This is a genomic window from Streptococcus sp. 1621 (assembly GCF_013276615.1).
Classification (GTDB): domain Bacteria; phylum Bacillota; class Bacilli; order Lactobacillales; family Streptococcaceae; genus Streptococcus.
In genome coordinates this window covers 1-1,435 of sequence record NZ_VMLJ01000040.1, presented here as the reverse complement: position 1 = coordinate 1,435, position 1,435 = coordinate 1, and the positions used below count along the sequence as shown (strand labels likewise).

1 protein-coding gene is annotated in these 1,435 nt (G+C 39.5%); it reads right to left on the bottom strand.

Translation table 11 applies throughout. The annotated features are described in order from the left end of the window. Window positions 1-397: 397 nt before the first annotated feature. A partial coding sequence (locus HT697_RS10405; RefSeq protein WP_240149841.1) for a DUF1542 domain-containing protein occupies window positions 398-1,435 on the bottom strand: 1,038 nt, incomplete at its 5' end.

Below are 1,435 nucleotides of genomic sequence, written 5' to 3'. Positions count from 1 at the left end.
AGTTTGGGAATTTACCATTTTTTCTTCCATTTATACAAGAGTTGAAAGCGCTTAGCGCCTGTTTATATTGATGAAACAGGATTCAGTACTTATTTTTATCGAGAATATGGTCACTCATTAAAGGTATAGATCATATGTCTAAAAGAAGATATCAGAGGATTTCTTTGGTTGTAGCGCCTTCCTACTAGGAGAATTCTTATGAGAGGTACTTGTTTAAGCTTTGAAAATCTCTTCAAACCACGTCAGCTTCGCCTTGCCGTAGGTATATGTTACTGACTTCGTCAGTTCTATCTGTAACCTCAAAACAGTGTTTTGAGCAGCCTGTGGCTAGCTTCCTAGCTTGCTATTTGATTTTCATTGAGTATTATCATCTGATGTTTATCAAACAATCTACCAATTAAGCTTCTTCGTCTTCTTTACGACGACGGCCTGCAAGGCCAAGACCAAGTAATGCACTTGCGGCCGCTACTACCATAGATACTACAGAATCTACTGTACCTGTGTTTGGCAATTCTTTAGCTGCTTTACGCGCGTTTGTTGCTGCTTCTTGGCTAGCATTAGCTGCTGCTTGAGTAGTAGCTGGAGCTGATGTTTGAGCAGCTTGGTCCTTAGCTGGAGTTGCATGATCAGTTGCTGGAGCAACTTTCGCCATGAAGTCTTCGATACGTTTAACCATTGCATCCACTTCTGCTTGAGTTGCGTCTGCATGAGCAAATACTTTCTTAGCGTCTGCCAATAAGTCAGTCGCTTCTTTTGCAGTTTCTGCATCAAGCTTAGCTGATTCTTTAATGATCAATTCATCTAATTGATGGATAGCACCTTCTAACTTCGCTTTATCCACTTTTGCGTCAGTGTTAGTTGATCCGTTATTTCTGCCATAATCTGGAAGAGAAGTTTCTGGTTTAGACTCCCCACTTTGTGGAGCAACAACTCTAACCGGTACTTTTACAGTTATTTCTTTTCCATCTGCTAATCTTAAAGTTACTTTAGCAAACTTGTCCCCTAATGTATTTGTATCCGGTAAATCTATGCTAATGACCGTAACATTCTCTGGTAAGTTTAGTTTAGCAATGACATCAGCTTGACGAATTGCTTTTCCACGTTCAACTGTTACTACTCCAGTAATAGATGATTGAATGAATGCTCCAAGGTCAAAAGATGGTCGTTCATAAACTAATGAATCTTGATCCAACTGATATAAGAAGGTACGTAAAGCTTTATCTAGTTCAGCTTCAGTTGTCGCTTTATCAATGGCATCTTTTGCTTCTTTTGCTTCTTTAGCTACTTTGACTTTTTCTTCTGCCTTTTGTTCTGGCGTTAAGCTTGTACTAGCTTCAATAGCAACCGTCGCTGTTTTAGCGGCATCAGCAATTTCTTTTTTAGCAGCTTCTCTGTCAAGATCCTTCAACAATTCTGCAGCTTTATCTAATTCTGC